The 17,850-nt window shown below is 36.4% G+C and carries 17 protein-coding genes and 1 pseudogene; 15 read left to right on the forward strand and 3 right to left on the reverse strand.

The window, feature by feature from the left end:
- The first annotated feature begins 157 nt into the window (after positions 1-157).
- The 4 genes from GYY69_RS00475 to mdtH all read left to right on the forward strand — a co-directional run bounded on the left by GYY69_RS00475 (position 158) and on the right by mdtH (position 4,598).
- Positions 158-1,345, forward strand: coding sequence for a porin (locus tag GYY69_RS00475; protein ID WP_174795912.1), 1,188 nt, complete (start codon positions 158-160; stop codon positions 1,343-1,345).
- 306 nt (positions 1,346-1,651) lie between these two features.
- The gene (locus GYY69_RS00480) at positions 1,652-2,794 is read left to right on the forward strand and encodes a porin (protein ID WP_174795913.1); all 1,143 of its coding nucleotides are present in this window, start codon (positions 1,652-1,654) and stop codon (positions 2,792-2,794) included.
- 133 nt (positions 2,795-2,927) lie between these two features.
- Positions 2,928-3,386: a methylglyoxal synthase gene (locus GYY69_RS00485; protein WP_174796144.1), complete on the forward strand. Its 459-nt coding sequence runs from the start codon at positions 2,928-2,930 to the stop codon at positions 3,384-3,386.
- The gene (mdtH, locus tag GYY69_RS00490) at positions 3,387-4,598 is read left to right on the forward strand and encodes a multidrug efflux MFS transporter MdtH (RefSeq protein WP_174795914.1); all 1,212 of its coding nucleotides are present in this window, start codon (positions 3,387-3,389) and stop codon (positions 4,596-4,598) included. It abuts the gene before it with no gap.
- Here mdtH and GYY69_RS00495 read toward each other — a convergent pair.
- Positions 4,576-5,355, reverse strand: a complete 780-nt coding sequence (locus GYY69_RS00495; protein WP_174795915.1) for a class II glutamine amidotransferase — start codon at positions 5,353-5,355, stop codon at positions 4,576-4,578. The genes mdtH and GYY69_RS00495 overlap by 23 nt on opposite strands.
- A gap of 1 nt (position 5,356) precedes the next feature.
- A complete protein-coding gene (gene lpcA / locus GYY69_RS00500) occupies positions 5,357-5,935 on the reverse strand; it encodes a D-sedoheptulose 7-phosphate isomerase (RefSeq protein WP_174795916.1) in 579 nt (192 codons plus the stop codon).
- Between the two features lie 389 nt (positions 5,936-6,324).
- On the opposite strand from lpcA, the gene ribH reads away from it, so the two are divergent.
- The 11 genes and pseudogenes from ribH to gorA all read left to right on the forward strand — a co-directional run bounded on the left by ribH (position 6,325) and on the right by gorA (position 16,290).
- Positions 6,325-6,795, forward strand: a complete 471-nt coding sequence (gene ribH, locus GYY69_RS00505; protein ID WP_174795917.1) for a 6,7-dimethyl-8-ribityllumazine synthase — start codon at positions 6,325-6,327, stop codon at positions 6,793-6,795.
- Positions 6,796-6,799: 4 nt separating this feature from the next.
- The gene (nusB, locus tag GYY69_RS00510) at positions 6,800-7,219 is read left to right on the forward strand and encodes a transcription antitermination factor NusB (protein WP_174795918.1); all 420 of its coding nucleotides are present in this window, start codon (positions 6,800-6,802) and stop codon (positions 7,217-7,219) included.
- A gap of 21 nt (positions 7,220-7,240) precedes the next feature.
- On the forward strand, positions 7,241-8,296 hold the full coding sequence (locus GYY69_RS00515; RefSeq protein WP_174795919.1) for a TrmH family RNA methyltransferase: 1,056 nt from the start codon (positions 7,241-7,243) through the stop codon (positions 8,294-8,296).
- A 152-nt stretch (positions 8,297-8,448) separates the two neighbouring features.
- On the forward strand, positions 8,449-9,384 hold the full coding sequence (nadR, locus tag GYY69_RS00520) for a multifunctional transcriptional regulator/nicotinamide-nucleotide adenylyltransferase/ribosylnicotinamide kinase NadR (RefSeq protein ID WP_174795920.1): 936 nt from the start codon (positions 8,449-8,451) through the stop codon (positions 9,382-9,384).
- A gap of 62 nt (positions 9,385-9,446) precedes the next feature.
- A complete protein-coding gene (gene ubiE / locus GYY69_RS00525) occupies positions 9,447-10,223 on the forward strand; it encodes a bifunctional demethylmenaquinone methyltransferase/2-methoxy-6-polyprenyl-1,4-benzoquinol methylase UbiE (RefSeq protein WP_174795921.1) in 777 nt (258 codons plus the stop codon).
- Between the two features lie 14 nt (positions 10,224-10,237).
- Positions 10,238-11,779, forward strand: coding sequence for a ubiquinone biosynthesis regulatory protein kinase UbiB (gene ubiB, locus GYY69_RS00530; RefSeq protein WP_174795922.1), 1,542 nt, complete (start codon positions 10,238-10,240; stop codon positions 11,777-11,779).
- 74 nt (positions 11,780-11,853) lie between these two features.
- Complete coding sequence (tatA, locus tag GYY69_RS00535; RefSeq protein ID WP_446718868.1) at positions 11,854-12,075, forward strand: twin-arginine translocase TatA/TatE family subunit; 222 nt, start codon at positions 11,854-11,856, stop codon at positions 12,073-12,075.
- A 3-nt stretch (positions 12,076-12,078) separates the two neighbouring features.
- A pseudogene (gene tatB / locus GYY69_RS00540) lies at positions 12,079-12,357 on the forward strand (Sec-independent protein translocase protein TatB); the annotation flags it as partial.
- Positions 12,358-12,416: 59 nt separating this feature from the next.
- A complete protein-coding gene (gene tatC, locus GYY69_RS00545) occupies positions 12,417-13,175 on the forward strand; it encodes a twin-arginine translocase subunit TatC (RefSeq protein ID WP_174795925.1) in 759 nt (252 codons plus the stop codon).
- A 57-nt stretch (positions 13,176-13,232) separates the two neighbouring features.
- The gene (gene hldE / locus GYY69_RS00550; protein WP_174795926.1) at positions 13,233-14,657 is read left to right on the forward strand and encodes a bifunctional D-glycero-beta-D-manno-heptose-7-phosphate kinase/D-glycero-beta-D-manno-heptose 1-phosphate adenylyltransferase HldE; all 1,425 of its coding nucleotides are present in this window, start codon (positions 13,233-13,235) and stop codon (positions 14,655-14,657) included.
- Between the two features lie 280 nt (positions 14,658-14,937).
- Positions 14,938-16,290, forward strand: a complete 1,353-nt coding sequence (gene gorA / locus GYY69_RS00555) for a glutathione-disulfide reductase (RefSeq protein WP_174795927.1) — start codon at positions 14,938-14,940, stop codon at positions 16,288-16,290.
- Between the two features lie 79 nt (positions 16,291-16,369).
- Here gorA and GYY69_RS00560 read toward each other — a convergent pair whose 3' ends face one another.
- Positions 16,370-17,722 carry an MFS transporter gene (locus GYY69_RS00560; RefSeq protein WP_174795928.1) on the reverse strand — a complete coding sequence of 451 codons (1,353 nt, stop codon included), beginning with the start codon at positions 17,720-17,722 and terminating at the stop codon, positions 16,370-16,372.
- Positions 17,723-17,850: the final 128 nt, after the last annotated feature.

The raw sequence follows: 17,850 nt of genomic DNA on the forward strand, positions 1-17,850 counted from the left end.
GATTTTATAAAAAATTTATACATAATTTACGATACTGTAAAAAGTAGATAAAAATAATAGATAAAAATATTATTTTTTGGATGAATAATTATTGTATGAAAATTGACACTAAACTAATGGAAAGTGTCTTTTTAGAAAATAACCATGAGGGTAAAAAATGAAACGTAATCTATTAGCAATCGCTATCCCTGCGCTTTTAGCTGCAGCTAGCGCAAATGCATCTATTGAAGTTTGGAACAAAGATGGTAATAAAGTTGACTTTTATGGTCGAGTAAAAGCAGCTAACAACATTACTGACCGTGGACAAGCAGGTGAAGGTGATGATACTTCTGCTCGTTTAGGTATGTCTGGTCAAACTCAGATTACTGATAGCCTAACTGGCTATGGCCGTTGGGAATACGAAGCGAAAGCTGGTAAAAATTCTAGCAACGAAGTACGTTATGCATTTGCTGGTTTAAATTTTGGTGATGCTGGTTCATTCGACTATGGTCGTAACGATGGTGTGTTAAAAGCAATCACAGCTTATACTGACGTATTACCACAATTTGGTGGTGATGCAGCAAACAACGATTGGAACGTGTTATCTGCACGTACTAAAGCTGTTGCAACTTACCGTAACAACAACTTCTTCGGTTTAACTGATGATTTAAGCTTTGCATTACAGTATGCTGATAATGGTGATAACGCTGCAACTTATGATAGTAAACTTGCTAGAGCAAAATATGATGAAGACGGTGATGTCGATGGATTTAGTGGTGAAAGCCGTGAAGCCTATGGTGCAAATGTCCAATGGCATATTTTTGATACAGGTTTAACTCTGGGGGCAGGTTATGCTCAAACAGCAGGCAAATCTGCGTACGAAGCTGGAGCATTTAAAAGAGTCAAAACATGGACTACTGGTATCAAATATGATAATTACAACTTGTATCTAGCTGCTAACTACTTCCAATCTAAATTCAATACTTGGAATGATCGCACTGATGGTGAAAAATATAAAGATCCAAAAATCAAAGGTATTGAATTAGTTGCTCAATATGGTATTGATTTAGAAGTAGGTCGTTTAACGCCTTCTTTAGCTTATGTGCAACATAAGGTGAGCAATGTTGAAGATGGTTATTATGATGATGATCATAAAGAAGGTCGTAATTTCGTTAAATATGTTTCACTTGGTGCAACATATGATCTAAACAAAAACTTTAGCGCTATCGTAGAATATAAATTCAATCTACTTAAGAAATACGACATTGGTGCAGAAACAAATACTGTTCGTGAGAGCAATGGTCGTCATCCATACAAACCAGGTACTAAAGACGTGTTAGGTGTTGGTTTAATTTACCAATTCTAATTTCTTGATATCTTATAAAAAGGCACTTAGGTGCCTTTTTTTTCGCCTGCTAAATGCTTTTCTTGTTAAAAACACATTTTATGTCTAAAAAAATCTACATCAAATATTAAAATATTCGTAAATTCGCAGAAATAATCTAGTTAACATTGTTAAATAGGCAATGAGTGCAATAAAATCTATTTGTTATCTAATAAAAATAGATATCACAGTAATAATATGATTGTTATTTATTGACAATTATTTATTAAAACAAGAGCAAAATAATTTGCGTCTTTAATAATATAAAATACCTACGAGGGTAACAAAATGAAACGTAATCTATTAGCAATCGCTATTCCTGCGCTTTTAATTGCAGGTACGGCAAACGCTTCTATCGAAGTGTGGAATAAAGACGGTAATAAAGTGGACTTTTATGGTCGAGTTTATGCTTTAAATTATATTACCGATCGTAATAATCAAACTGGTGAAGGTGACAAAACCACTGCACGTTTAGGCATGTCAGGTCAAACACAAGTGACAGATAGCGTAACTGGCTATGGCCGTTGGGAGTACGAAGCCAATACTGGTAAAAATGCAGATAACGAAACGCGTTATGCATTTGCTGGTTTAAATTTTGGTGATTTTGGATCATTTGATTATGGTCGTAATGATGGTGTGTTAAAAACATTAACGTCTTATACTGATGTTTTACCAGAATTTGGTGGTGATGCTTCAGATAATAATCTTTATGCATTAACAGCTCGTACAAAGGCCGTTGCGACTTACCGTAATTCAGATTTCTTTGGTTTAGTAAATGGTTTGCGTTTTGCTGTTCAATACGCGGATAATGGCGATAACAGCTCAACAAATCATTTCAACAAACAGAATAGTAATGCAAAACATGATAGTGCTGAAGCATGGGGTTCTGTTGTTGATTGGGATGTACTTGATACAGGTTTATCGGTTGGTGCTGGTTATGCACAAACGGGTGGTCATAAGGATGCTAAAACATGGTCAGCTGGTATCAAATATGATAACGACAACCTTTATTTAGCTGCGTTATATATTCAAGGTAAACAAAAATATGGTTGGGATAATGCATCGACGAATCACCGCGCTGATGATTTAAAAACCAAAGGTTATGAATTTGTTGCGCAATACGGTATTGACTTTGAAGTGGGTCGTTTAACGCCATCTGTTGCTTATATCCAACATAAAGTTAAAGATGCATCTCATTATTCAAATGATGCAGGGCTTAAAGGTAATGATGTAGCTAAATATGTTGATGTTGGTTTAACTTATGACTTTAACAAAAACTTACAAGCTATTATCGATTATAAAATCAACTTGTTAGATAAAGATGACATCGGTGCACGTCATGCTTTATATGAAGACGGCTCATTTACTAAATCACAAATCAATGGCACAACAAAAGACACAGTGGCACTTGGTTTAATCTACCAATTCTAATCTCTTTTGATATTGTATAAAAAGGCACCTCGGTGCCTTTTTTATTATTTGCTATCGATTAAATATCCCTTGCACTTTAATTAATACTCTGTTAAAAAATCTAGAAAGATAATAATAAATTAGGATAACAATGATGCTTTATACCACACGTAAATTATCGGCTCAAAAAAATATTGCTTTAGTTGCTCACGATCATTTAAAGGATTCTTTATTAAATTGGTGTAAAAAAAATCGTGAAGAACTTTCTCGACATAATTTATGTGGTACAGGGACGACAGGCACATTGATAAAACAAGAAATAGGACTAAATATCACACCAATGCTAAGTGGCCCTATGGGGGGCGATCAGCAAATTGGTGCATTAATTGCAGAAGGTAAAATTGATATCTTAATCATTTTTTGGGATCCACTTAATGCCGTACCTCATGATCCCGATGTCAAAGCGTTGTTACGGCTATCTACGGTTTGGAACATTCCCGTTGCTACTAATCAAGCTACAGCCAATGCATTGATCCAATCTTCTATTTTTACGCAAGAAGTTGACATTGAAATTCCTGATTATCAAAGCTATTTAGCGCAAAGAGTGAAGTAAATGCCAATACCATCCCAAATTCGTAAAACAGGCCGGCAAATACTTCTGCTTGATAATTTGTTTATTGTATTAGGGTTTTATGTGGTGTTTCCGCTGGTTTCAACCCACTTTGTTAACCAAGTCGGTTGGAGCGCTCTATTTGTTGGTTTTGCGTTAGGATTTCGGCAATTTGTTCAACAAGGCTTTGGGATTATTGGTGGTGCTATTGCCGATCGCTTTGGTGCAAAGCCTATGATTGTGGCGGGTATGTTTTTACGTTGCGTTGGTTTTATCTGCATGGCTATTGCAAGTGAGCCTTGGTTATTATTATTTTCTTGCTTACTTTCAGCGTTAGGGGGACTATTGTTTGATCCACCCCGTATGGGATTAACCATTAAATTCACCCGCCCACATGAGCGTGGTAAGTTCATATCGCTGTTAATGATACAAGATAATGCTGGTGCTGTGATTGGTGCTCTTATCGGTGGCATTTTAATTGATTATGACTTCCATTTAGTGTGTTGGTGTGGTGCTTTTATCTTTTTCTTATGTGGGATTTTTAATATTTTCTTCCTACCTGCTTATCACATTGCCATTGGCAAAGCTCCTATTATTAATGGCATGAAAATGGTTGTAAAAGATAAAAAATTTACTCGCTATGTACTTACGTTAACCGGTTATTATGTACTATGGGTGCAAATTATGTTGATGTTACCTTTAACAATCACAAGCGTATCAGGTAGCCCTAGTTATGTAAAATGGATGTATGCTATTCAAGCTGGTATTTCACTTGTACTACTGTATCCACTTGCTCGTTGGAGTGAAAAATATTTCAGATTAGATCAGCGCCTTAAATTTGGTCTATTTTTAATGTCATTTGCTTTTATTATCATAGGTTTTACATCACAATTAACAGTGCTATTATCACTGATTGCGTTATTTTATTTAGGAGCAATTATTGCAGAACCTGCCCGTGAAACTTTATCAACAATACTAAGTAATCCTAAGGCAAAAGGTAGTTATATGGGATTTAGTCGTTTAGGGCTTGCTCTAGGTGGGTTTCTAGGTTATACCGGTGCGGGTTGGTTATATGATATTGCTAAGCAAATGGGATTTCCACATCTTCCATGGATAGTGCTGACTACCATTGGGCTATTAACTTTAAGTTATCTACAATATCAATTTAAAAATGAGCCACCAATGCCACACGTTAAAATGAGGAAGATTGGCTAATTTCACCATCTTTAAATAAAATAGCCTCGTTAGTATTGAGCTTATGCCATGTTTCATTCGAAGTTAATGGTAGTGTAGAAATAATGGTAACGACATCATTCGGTGTTGTATGTTTTTGAAAGTCAATTTCGACATCTTCGTCCAGCAATTTTGCTTTGCCAAAAGGCGCTTTACGGGTTATCCAATGTAAATTGGTTGAGCAGTAGGCAAACACATATTGCCCATCAGACAGTAGCATATTGAATATACCAAGTTGGCTTAACTGATTGGCACATTGTTGAATAAAATTAAACAGCTCAAGATCATTGGTCGGTTTTTGCGAATACTTTTGATGTAGTTGATTTATTAAGTAACAGAAAGCATATTCGCTATCGGTTTCACCAATGGGTTGAAATAGCCCTGTATCTAAATGTTGGTAATCGGTTAATTGCCCATTGTGCGCAAAAGTCCAGTTCTTTCCCCATAGTTCGCGGGTGAATGGGTGGGTATTTTCTAAGGTGACACCGCCTCGATTAGCCTGGCGAATATGGGCTATCACGGCTTTAGATTTGATGGGGTATTCTTTCACCATTTTAGCAATAGGTGAATAGCTGCAAGGCTCGGGATCTTTAAATGTCCGGCAGCCTTTTCCTTCATAAAAAGTAATTCCCCAGCCATCTTTATGGGGACCTTTGTCCCCACCTCGTTTAATTAGGCTAGTAAAACTAAAGCAAATATCAGTTGGCACATTAGCGCTCATACCTAATAATTCACACATATTATTTAACCATTTCTTTTTCGATCAGCAAAATAAGAATATGAATCACTTTGATATGGATTTCTTGCACGCGATCGGCATAACCAAAGTGCGGAACACGAATATCAACATCGGCAAGTCCATTCATCTTACCGCCATCTTTACCGGTTAACGTAATGATTTTCATGTTCTTTTGTCTTGCTGCTTCAATTGCTTTAAGTACGTTAGCTGAATTTCCTGAGGTTGAAATACCTAAAAGCACATCACCTTTTTGACCAACACCTTCAACATATCGTGAAAAAATGGAGTCGAATCCAAAATCATTACCGACACATGAAATGTGACTTACATCTGATATGGCAATGGCTGGGTAAGCAGGGCGATTATCACGAAAGCGGCCGGTTAGCTCCTCAGCAAAATGCATAGCATCGCAATGAGAACCACCATTACCACACGATAACACTTTGCCGCCTTGTTTAAACGAATCGGCAATTAAGATTGCGGCTTGTTGAATTTGTTGCAGATTTTTATCATCTGAGACAAAATTAGTTAATACGTCAATTGCTTGGTTTAATTCATTACGAATATTGTTAATGTACACGGATATTTCTCCATCGATAAATTTATTCTCTATTGTAATTTTTTCAAAATAGCTTGCAAGCGATAATATTTCCTATCTTGTCAAAAACTTTCAGGAATGTATGCCGTTAAGTGTAAAAATAAACATTAAAATAAAAATAAATTAAGGTAATTTTTAATAATGACAGTTGAAATAATGACAAAATTTAAATTAATTTTAAACTTAACAAATAATACATTTGCAATAGCAAAATTTTTTGCGTTTATTTTAAATAATATCTTGGACAGAACTTGGCCGTAGCGTTATTTGCCAATAGGATAAGTTTTTCTTTCGTGATACAATTTATTAAGTCTCTTTTCACTTAAAAGAGAGTGAAATGACATTCATAATAGAATTGGTAAGGAATTAATATGCAAACAATTGATGGTAAAGTGGCTGCGCCAAAAGCGAAAGTTGCAATTGTGGTGGCACGTTTTAATCATTTTATTAATGATAGCCTAGTAAATGGTGCAATTGACGCATTAACACGTATTGGTCAAGTCGATGATAAAAATATCACGGTTATCTGGGTTCCTGGAGCTTATGAAATTCCACTTGCCGCAAAAGTTGCAGCACAGTCGAAAAAATATGATGCAATTGTGGCGTTAGGTACTGTCATTCGGGGTAGTACGGCGCATTTCGATTTTGTCGCGGGCGAATCAAGCTCAGGTTTATTAAGCGCAAGCTTAGATAACACCATTCCAGTTGGATTTGGTATTTTAACTACCGAAAGTATAGAACAAGCTATTGAACGTGCAGGTACCAAGGCCGGCAATAAAGGTGCTGAAGCCGCATTAACTGCACTGGAAATGCTAAATATTATTAAAGCAATTAAGGAGTAATTTAGTGGCATTAGTAAATCCTCGTCGTCGAGCAAGAGAATGTGCAGTACAAGCCATTTACTCTTGGCAAGTTTCCAGAAATGATCTTGCTGATGTTGAGACAAGTTTTATTGCAGAACAAGATATGAAAGGCGTTGATGCTAAGTATTTTCGTGAATTGTTGAATGGAGTAGCCAAAAATACCGCCGAATTAGATGATAAAATGGCGCCTTATCTCACTGAGCGCACCGTTGATGAATTAGGGCAAATTGAATTAGCGGTACTTAGAATCGCACTATATGAATTAATGAAACGTCAAGATGTACCTTATAAAGTGGTCATTAATGAAGCTATTGAATTAACTAAAACATTTGGTGCTGCTGACAGCCATAAATTTGTTAATGGCGTATTAGATAAAATAGCCCCAACCATCCGTACGCGATAACCGATTAACTATGAGATTGATATGAACGACAATACCGAAAAAAGCAAACCTACTATTTTTTACGCCACAAATAGTGCACCAAAGAAGTCTGCTCGCTCAGCTACAGAAAAGTCTACCGGATGGAAAGGTAAGCGTAAAGATGATTCATTTCAGTCGAAACCTAAACGCGATCGTCAAGACCGTATTGAAACATTCAAACCTCGAAATGATAAATCTGATTTTATAAAAAATAAGTTTAGTGTTGAACTTAATCAATCTCAATCTTTCATCGCTAACGATTCTCCATGGCAAAAAAAAGTTCGCACTAATGAACAAACGCCTACATTTGGTTATGATGGATATCGTCAACGAAAAGAAGAAACTTTGGTTTATAGTGAAAATAGTTGTAAGGCTGTTTTCAAACATCGACGTACAGCCATTGTCAAACTATTTATTACCCAAGAGATGGCTTATCAGTTTAAAGATATAATCGACTGGTTGGTTAAACAGCGGTTAGGTTATGATGTTGTCTCTAGTGAACAAATTAGCAAAATAACCCAAACCCAACACCATGGTGGCGTCTGTTTAATTGTTAAAAAGCGTGTTCCTCTCACATTATTAGATTATTTAGAAGAAAAGAGTGATAGAGAACATGATTGTGTGTTAGCCATTGACGATATTAATAACCCTCATAATCTAGGCGGATTAATGCGTAGTGCTGCATTTTATGGTGTTAATGGTGTGATATTGCGCCAAACAAATTTACTTGATAGTGGTGCAGCTATGCGTGTGGCCGAAGGCGGAGTAGAGGCTGTTGAAGCAATTAAAAGTGATGATTTTGTTGCTTCACTTGATATGCTTAAACAACAGGGTTACCAAGTTGTTGCACTATTGCCTTGTCAAGCAAAGTCCATTGCATCAAGTGAATTACATAAAATTCGTTTTAATAAAAAAGTTGCATTAGTCATATTCCAACAAATTAATATGAAACTTATCGATTGTGCTAATGTGGTTGTACATTTAAAGGGCAATGATAACATGCCTGCATTGAATATTTCAGTTGCTACGGGTATTTTATTATCTAACTTGCAAAAATAAGAAAATATTAGTTTATATTTTTGCTATCAATTAGTTAGGTTATAAAAGTTATTTTACTAATTGATAAAATATATCCAATAGCATAATTTGATTAGAAATTGCTTTTTTTTTCTGTAAATTGTTATTAATTTTTGAGTGTTTTGGTAATTGTCATGGCTTTTAAGCATAAAGTTGGTTTAATTTTTGGGAAGTTTTATCCTTTACATTGTGGTCATATTTATTTGATTGAAAAAGCCATGAGCCAAGTTGATGAATTACATATTCTTCTTGGTTGCGAAGCATCGCGCGATAAGCTACTCTTTGATAAAAGCCATTTACCAAAACAACCTCAAGTAAGCGACCGTTTTTCTTGGTTAAAAGAGACGTTTAAAGATCGTCACAATATCCATATCCATGTACTTGATGAAGCGGGTATTGAATTTTATCCGAATGGTTGGCAAGATTGGAGCTGTCGTGTTAAGCAAATTCTTTCAGTACATAAAATTAAACCCAATGTGGTTTTTACTAGTGAGCCACAAGATGTCAAAAATCACGAGTTCTATTTTGGCTGTCCGGTAGTCATTGTCGATGCTAATCGAGAGTTTATGGATATCAGCGCGACACAAATCCGTGAAAACCCCTATAAAAATTGGTCTTTTATTGCCCAAGCAGCAAAACCTTTTTTTGTTAAAAAAGTAGCTATTATCGGTCAAGGTAGATTTTGTGACTTATCTATTCAACTGGCTAATATTTATAATACTCAATATGTGCCTAATGGTTATATTAATTATATCGAGCGAGAAATCTCAACCCATCATAACAAGCGTTATTTAAGCGAATCTGATTATATTAAAATTGCGATGTTACATGTCGAACGAATTTCAAAAGCTGTTGAAACCGCTAATAAACTTGTTTTTACCTCCATTGATTTTGCAACACTAATGCAATATTACAGTCAAATCTTCCAAAAAGATAATGATGTTTTAAAAGCCTTTAAAGACAGTTACCATTTTGATTTAGTTATTCACGAAAAAGATTTAACCCCACAATGTTCACAACAGGAATATTTTGAAATCGTCTCTAAGAAGGTTGAAGCATTATTGATTTAGTTCATCACATTTATTGTGGCTTATGCTAAAATAAGGTAACTCTTTGTGATAGGTAAATTTCTATGTCTCAATCTTCTGATAAACAAGACAATACAAATCAAGAAAAAATTGATTTTGGTTACCAGCAAGTACCAAAACAAGAAAAAGTAAAACGTGTTGCCGAAGTCTTTCACTCTGTTGCCGATAAATACGATGTCATGAATGATCTCATGTCATTTGGTATCCATCGAATTTGGAAAAAAATTACTATTGAATATAGCAGTGTGCGTAAAGGCCAAAAAGTTCTAGATCTTGCTGGTGGCACAGGTGATTTAACGGCAAAATTCTCTCAATTGGTCGGTGATGAAGGATTAGTTGTTTTAGCTGACATTAACGAATCAATGTTAAAGGTTGGGCGAGATAAACTGCGAGACAAAGGCTTATTTAAAAATATTGAATATGTACAAGCCAATGCAGAAGAATTACCTTTTGCTGATAACTATTTTGATTGTATCACTATCTCATTTGGTTTACGCAATGTCACTGATAAAGAAAAGGCTTTACGCTCTATGTGGCGAGTATTGAAGCCCGGTGGACGCTTATTAATCCTTGAATTTTCTAAACCACAATATCAGATCCTAAATAAAGCGTATGATCTGTATTCTTTTACCATGTTACCACTAATGGGGAAAATTGTGGCAAATGATTCGGAAAGTTATCGTTATTTAGCTGAATCAATTCGTATGCATCCCGATCAAAAAACATTGAAAAAAATGATGGAAGATGCAGGATTTGTCGATGTGAAATATCACAACATGACCGGTGGTATTGTCGCGTTACATACTGGCTTTAAATTTTGATGCGATGAATAACAATGACATTTTTTCGACTATTTAAAATATTAACCGTATTTCGAGCCTATCAATTAGATGAACTGTTGCCGAAACATCGTTCATCAAAGTGGCTTCGTACTTTATTATTCTGCCTATTTTGGGTTAGACCTAAGGCAAAAAATCAAGAAATTGGTGAACGTTTACGACAAGCGCTGCAAGAATTAGGACCAGTTTGGATAAAGTTTGGACAAATGGTTTCAACTCGGCGTGATGTTTTACCAAAACATATAGCAGAAGCTTTGGCTAGATTGCAAGACCAAGTGATTTCTTTCGATGGAAAAATGGCTAGACAATTGATTGAGTCTGCATTAGAGCAACCGATAGATCATTATTTTTCCGATTTTGATGAAAAGCCATTAGCGGCAGCGTCAATAGCACAGGTCCATACCGCAGTATTAAAACGTAGCCAAGCCGAAGTTGTCATCAAGGTCTTGCGTCCTAATATTTTACCGGTTATTCAAGCCGATATCGGTTTAATGTATTGGGTGGCTAAACAATTTACTAAACGTATCAAATCAGGCGAAAAATTGCGAGCGGTTGAAATAGTGCATGATTATGAAATGACGCTATTAAAAGAGTTGGATTTACAAAAAGAGGCTTACAATACCGTTAGATTGCGTGATAATTTTATCAATAGTGATACTTTATATATCCCTTATGTTTATCAAGATCTTTGTCGAAAAAATGTAATTGTTGAAGAGCGCATTAAAGGGATTCCCATTTCAGATATCGAGCAACTTAAGCAAAATAATGTCAATATGAAATTACTTGCAGAGCGAGGTGTTCAAGCTTTTTTTACCCAAGTATTTCGTGATAACTTTTTCCATGCTGATATGCATCCGGGTAATATTTTTGTCGATATTACCGATCCACAAAATCCTCGCTATATTGGTATTGATTGCGCCATTATTGGCATATTAAGTAATGATGATCAGCGCTATCTTGCCGAGAATTTCTTGGCATTTTTTAATCGAGATTATCGAAAAATAGCCGAAACTTATATCGCATCAGGTTGGGTACCAGAAACTACCGATGCTATAGCGCTTGAAATGGCAATGCGCAATGTGTGTGAGCCAGCATTTGCAAAACCTCTAGCTGAAATCTCATTTTCACAGATTTTATTGCAATTATTTCAAGTTGCCCGCCAATTTGACATGGATATTCAACCGCAATTAACCCTTCTTGAAAAAACGCTATTTTATATTGAAGGACTTGGTCGTCAACTTTATCCTGAACTTGATTTATGGCAAACAGCAAAGCCATTTTTAGAAAAGTGGTATCAAGATAAATATAGTGCTAAAAAAATACTGCGACAAGCTTGGAAATCATTGCCCGAGTGGCGCACTCTATTGCCACAGTTACCAGAAAAATTAAATGATTTTGAACGAACCACCAAACAGATGAATGTTCAATTAAACCAAATTAATCAAGAATTACAGCATAGTAAAAAGCGTGAACGAATGCTATATGGAATGCTTGGGTTAGTTTGCGCTTTATGTATTATGATATTGATTGTGCGTTGAGCTGGATTATTTGGGAATATTCTAATTTGCGTGTATAATTTGGTTATGTACCCCCATTGGAGATAATTATCATGATGCCAAGCTTGCCTCAGCTCCTTATATTAATTGCTGTTGTTGTGTTGTTATTTGGAACAAAGAAATTACGTTCATTGGGTTCTGATCTTGGTGAATCAATTAAAGGCTTTAAAAAAGCAATAAATGACGATGATAATGACGATAAAAAACAACAAGAGAATTCACAAAAAGTCGATAATATTGACTCATCTGATGTTAATAATCACAACAAAAAAGAGTAAGTCGTGTTTGATATCAGCTTTGGTCAATTATTATTAGTATTAATTATTGGTCTGGTAGTATTAGGTCCAGAACGGTTACCTGTTGCGATAAAAACAGTTGCAGGTTGGATAAAGATGTTACGCCGCATGTCAGCCACTGTACAGTTAGAGTTAAATAAAGAACTTAAACTACAAGAATTACAAGATAGTTTAAAAAAGGCCGAACAAAGTGGTTTAACAACACTTACGCCAGAAATTCAAGAATCTATCGATGATTTAAAGCGCGTAACAGAATCATTAAAAAATGAAATTGACTCTGCAACGCAAATTGATCCCCAAATTGACTCAGATAAAAATAAATCATGACAGACGACGCTACTCAACCATTAATTGGTCATCTTGTTGAACTCAGAACACGACTACTACGTTGCATTATCTGTATATTGTTGGTATTAGCTTGTTTACTCTATTTTTCCAATGATATTTACTACATTGTGGCAAATCCACTCATCAGCCAATTACCTCAAGGTAGTAGCATGATAGCAACCGATATTACAGCCCCGTTTTTTACGCCAATTAAGCTAACAACCGTGGTGGCGATATTTATCTCAATTCCGTATGTACTGTACCAAATTTGGGGCTTTATTGCGCCAGCACTCTACCAACATGAAAGACGTCTGGTGATGCCACTAATTGTATCAAGCACGATCCTTTTTTATCTTGGTATAGCCTTTGCTTATTTTGTGGTGTTTCCACTGGCATTTTACTTTTTTATTCATACGGCGCCGGTTGATGTGGCTATTAATACGGACATTACCAAGTATCTTGATTTTGTTATGACCCTTTTTGTGGTATTTGGCTTTGCTTTTGAAGTGCCAGTCGCTATTATTTTGCTTTGCTGGACTGGAATCACTACACCTAAAAGCCTACGTAAAAAACGCCCTTATATTATTGTTGGGGTGTTTGCTGTCGCGATGTTTGTAACGCCTCCGGATGTCTTTTCACAAATATTATTAGCTGTACCTATCTGTTTCCTGTTTGAAATTGGCACCTTTTTTGCCCGTTTTTACCAACCGCGTCAACATGACAATATAGAAGATGACAGCCAAGAGTCTGAATAAGATCTATAAACAGATACACAATGAATTAAACTGAACAAGTAAGGATAACGAGTCATAATGAAAACATCATTACCTGATTTTAATTGTGCCAATGTATTAGTTGTGGGCGATATTATGTTAGATCGCTATTGGTATGGGGGGACTAATCGAATATCACCTGAAGCCCCGGTACCCGTCGTTAAAATTGACTCTTTAGAAGAACGCCCAGGGGGTGCAGCCAATGTTGCCATGAATATAACTTCACTCTGTGGTAACGCGCGACTTATTGGCTTAACAGGCATTGATGAACCAGCTAAAATTCTTGATGAACAACTCAGTAAACATAACGTTCACTGTGATTTTGTATCGGTTTCAACGCACCCAACCATCACCAAACTGCGAGTCCTATCACGCAATCAACAATTAATTCGAATCGATTTTGAAGAAGGATTTGGCAATGTTGATGCAACGCCGATTCTTGAACGCATTCAAACAGCATTAATGACCCATAAAGTGTTGGTTCTGTCGGATTATGCTAAGGGTGCATTATCGGCAGTTCAAGCTATGATTAAGCTTGCCAATCAAGCCAATGTACCGATTTTAGTTGATCCTAAAGGTACGGATTTTGAGCGTTATCGTGGTGCAACAATCTTAACACCTAATATGTCGGAGTTTGAAGCAGTAGTTGGCCATTGCCAAAACGAAGAAGATATCGTAGAAAAAGGTTATCAATTGATTAAACAGTACGATCTAAAAGCGCTTTTAGTAACACGAAGTGAAAAAGGCATGACGTTACTCCAATTAGATAAACCGATTTATCATCTACCGACTCAAGCCAAAGAAGTGTTTGATGTGACTGGTGCGGGCGATACTGTAATTGCCACCTTAGCAGCGGCGTTAGCAGCGGGGCAATCTTTAGAAGAAAGCTGCTTTCTAGCCAATGCCGCAGCCGGTGTTGTTGTTGGTAAACTGGGTACATCAACTGTTTCGCAAGTCGAGCTAAGTAATGCTATTCGAGCCCGTGCCGATGACGGTTTTGGGGTAATGACAGAAAATGAACTTAAAGAAGAAGTTCAAAAGGCGCGCATGCGTGGTGAAAAAATTGTTATGACCAATGGTTGCTTTGACATTTTACATGCGGGTCATGTTTCTTACCTTGCTAATGCGCGTAAACTAGGAGATCGTTTAATTGTTGCGGTGAACAGTGATACTTCGGTGAAGCAGTTAAAAGGAGAATCTCGCCCAATTAACCCACTAATGCAACGTATGATTGTATTAGGTGCGCTTGATTCAGTTGATTGGGTTGTGCCATTTGAAGAAGAAACACCACAACGATTAATTGCTAGCGTCTTGCCTGATGTTCTAGTCAAAGGTGGTGATTACAAACCTGAGGATATTGCAGGTGGAAAGGAAGTAATTGCCGCAGGTGGAACGGTTAAAGTGCTTAACTTTGAAGATGGTTGTTCCACAACTAATATTATTAATGCAATAAAGAATCGCTAAATCGTAGTAGATAAAATCGGCTACTAGGCTAAGTAGCCGATTGTTTTTTCAAATCTTTATAACCTCATTTAGCTATTATTTTGTTTTCAGCATAACTTAAAAATTGTTAAAAACTGGTCATCACTTTAATCAAATCCCTTAATAATATAGAACGTTAATAATTATTAGTATGATCAATCGTTAATAACTATTATTAAATTTCAAAATTAATACTTTTTTTATTATGCGCTTTATGCAAAGCTAATAACCAAATTATGAAAATGAGTATTAAGGATATTTTATGACCAAACATTATGATTATATTGCCATTGGTGGCGGTAGTGGTGGGATAGCATCAGTTAACCGAGCTGCATCCTATGGAAAAAAGTGTGCCATTATTGAAGCAAAATTATTAGGTGGAACTTGTGTAAATGTTGGTTGTGTACCTAAAAAAGTGATGTGGTATGGTGCACAAATTGCTGAAGCCATTAATCACTATGGCCCTGATTATGGTTTTGATACTACTATTAATCAATTCAGTTGGGATAAATTAATTGCTAGCCGAACTGCTTATATTGATAGAATCCATCAATCTTATGATCGCGTCCTGAATAATAACAACGTTGATGTGATTCATGGATATGCTAAGTTTGTTAATTCTCATACAGTTGAGGTAAATGGTGAACATTATAGTGCCGATCATATTTTGATAGCTGTCGGAGGTAAACCAACGATTCCGAATATCCCAGGTGCACAATATGGTATTACTTCTGATGGTTTCTTTGCGCTAAAAGCCTTACCTAAGCGTGTGGCAGTTGTTGGCGCTGGTTATATTGCTTGCGAAATCGCAAGTGTATTGCATGCACTTGGCGCACAAACTCATCAATTTGTTCGCAATGCCACACCACTACGATCTTTTGATCCATTAATTGTTGAAACCTTAATGGAAGTGATAAAAACAGAAGGGCAACAACTTCATACTTTTGCGGTGCCAAAATCCGTTACTAAAAACAGTGATGAATCATTAACGTTAACACTAGAAAATGGCGAAAGTTATACTGTCGATTGTTTAATTTGGGCAATTGGTCGTGAACCTGCTACAAATGACATGAATTTACAGGCAGCAGGAATTGAAATTGATAATAAAGGCTTCGTGGTGGTGGATAAATATCAAAATACCAATGTACCTAGCATTTATTCAGTCGGTGATGATACAGGTGCCATGGCATTAACGCCGGTTGCGGTTGCCGCGGGTCGTCGCTTATCAGAAAGACTTTTTAACAATAAACCTGATGAATATTTAGATTATAGTAATATTCCAACCGTCGTATTTACTCACCCAGCTATTGGTACAGTAGGCTTAACTGAGCCAGAAGCGATACTGCAATATGGTGAAGAAAACGTCAAAGTCTATAAATCCACCTTTACGGCCATGTACACCGCAGTTACACAACATCGTCAACCATGTCGTATGAAGTTAGTATGCGTCGGTAAAGATGAAAAAATTGTTGGTATTCATGGTATTGGTTATGGTATGGACGAAATGTTACAAGGCTTTGCCGTAGCACTAAAAATGGGTGCAACGAAAAAGGATTTTGATAACACCGTTGCGATTCATCCAACTGCTGCTGAAGAGTTTGTTACTATGCGTTAATATGGCAGCTACTGTATAGCACTAAATTAAATAAAAAGCAGGAGAGTTCCCTGCTTTTTATTGCAAAGAAATCTTACTGTTAATGATTAGTTGAGTTACTGCTCCAGCCCTTTTTTGCTAAAGGATAGAAACCAACTCCAATTGCAATTAATGCCACAAAAGAGATATAGATACCCGCACCCAAATAACTATATTCTCCTAATAAGTGTTCAGGACTTAATAGATAAATCGTTAACGTTGGCGTAATAGCGCTAAATAACGCATAAGCTAAATTATAAGAAAACGACAAACCTGAATAGCGGATTGCTGGTGGAAATGTCCTTGTTCCTATGATTGGTGTCATGGCGACAGAGCCGATAAAAAGCCCAAACACCGCCCAAATCAAATAAAGCTTAGTGATTGACATATCAGGCGATAAAGAACTATAAAAATAGAGACCGGAAACAGCAAGTCCACCCCAACAAATCATCCCAGTTTTTGTTGAACCAAGCTTATCATCTAACCAACCAAAAATAATACAACCTAATGTTAAGGTCAAAGCGGCAATACAACCACCGATCCGCCAATCAAGGTTGGCAAAATGATACATTCCACCAACAATACGACCCGGGGTAATTAAAATCCCCACCATAATTGCTGTGGATAATGACCACGTTAACAATGCAACAATCAAACAGGCTGTTTTGTGTTTTTGTAGCACAGTAACAACGGGAATGTTTTTTTCAATCGCTTTACGTGCCGCTAATTCCTTGAAAATAGGTGTTTCAGATAAAAAACGTCGCAAATAAACCGAAATCACCCCAAAAATACCACCAATAATAAACGGAATACGCCATGCGTAATCTAAAATATTTTGTGTCGTAAAACAAAGATCAATAATAATTGTGACAATAAACCCAAGTAAAATACCGCCAGTAATTCCTGATGTTAATGTGCCAACACCAAGTCCATAACGTTGTTTTGGCACATGCTCTGCAATAAATACCCAAGCACCTGGCATTTCGCCACCGATCGCTGCACCTTGCAACATGCGCATAATCAAAAGCAATAGTGGTGCAAAAATACCGATCATTTCGTAAGTGGGTAAAACCCCAATGATGAAAGTCGGTAGCGCCATCATTGCGACACTTAGGGTAAACATCTTTTTACGGCCCATTTTATCGCCAAAATGTGCCATAATAATACCGCCCACAGGACGGACTAAATAACCAGCAGCAAAAATTCCCCACGCAAACAGATCTAACGTCAAAGGGGATAATGTATGAGGTAAAAATAGCGGTTTAACGATGGTATCGATATAAAGCGCATAAATAACAAAATCATAAAACTCTAGCGTACCGCCTAAAGAAGATAACACTAACGTTTTTAGATCTTTACTATTTAATGGTCGTGCATTGGGTTGTAACCGAACATTGATTTCAGACTGATTCATGAACTAACCTTATTCTTATTGTTAAATAGAGATAAAAAATCAAGAAAATTTATCTTTTTTGACCAAATCTTATAAAGAATCCTCATTCTGCCACAAAAAGATGCCTTTTTTCCTATCATAAAAAAATT

Source organism: Gilliamella sp. ESL0250 (genome assembly GCF_013345045.1).
GTDB classification, from domain to species: Bacteria; Pseudomonadota; Gammaproteobacteria; order Enterobacterales; family Orbaceae; genus Gilliamella; species Gilliamella apicola_H.